Source organism: Polaromonas sp. P1_G1 (assembly GCF_056405595.1).
This window is the reverse complement of the sequence record NZ_JBFUBU010000222.1, coordinates 1-418: the sequence shown is the minus strand read 5'-3', so window position 1 is coordinate 418 and position 418 is coordinate 1. Positions and strand designations below refer to the sequence as shown.

At 66.7% G+C, this 418-nt stretch carries 1 pseudogene; it reads right to left on the bottom strand.

Features of this window, described 5'->3' with window-relative positions:
• Positions 1-37: 37 nt before the first annotated feature.
• Positions 38-418, bottom strand: a pseudogene (locus AC1D1Y_RS26575) (acetyl-CoA C-acetyltransferase); the annotation flags it as partial.

Here is a 418-nt window from a genome sequence, read left to right as displayed (position 1 = left end):
GCGCATATTCCATGCCAGCTAGCAGCCTRAAACCTATTTAACGCTCGACCGCCAGGGCGACGCCCATGCCGCCACCAATGCACAGCGAGGCCACGCCCTTCTTGGCGCCGCTGCGCTGCATTTCGTGCAGCAGCGTCACCAGGATGCGGGCACCGGACGCGCCGATGGGGTGACCGATGGCGATGGCGCCACCGTTCACGTTCACCTTGGCAGGGTCGATGTCCAGCAGCTTGTTGACGGCGCAGGCCTGCGCGGCAAACGCTTCGTTCAGTTCAAACAGGTCCACGTCCTGCGCCTTCCAACCGGCGCGGGCCAAGGCACGCTGGGTGGCGGACACGGGGCCCAGGCCCATGAGGGCGGGGTCCAGACCGGTGGTGCCAAAGCTGACGATGCGGGCCAAGGGTGTCAGGCCCAGAGC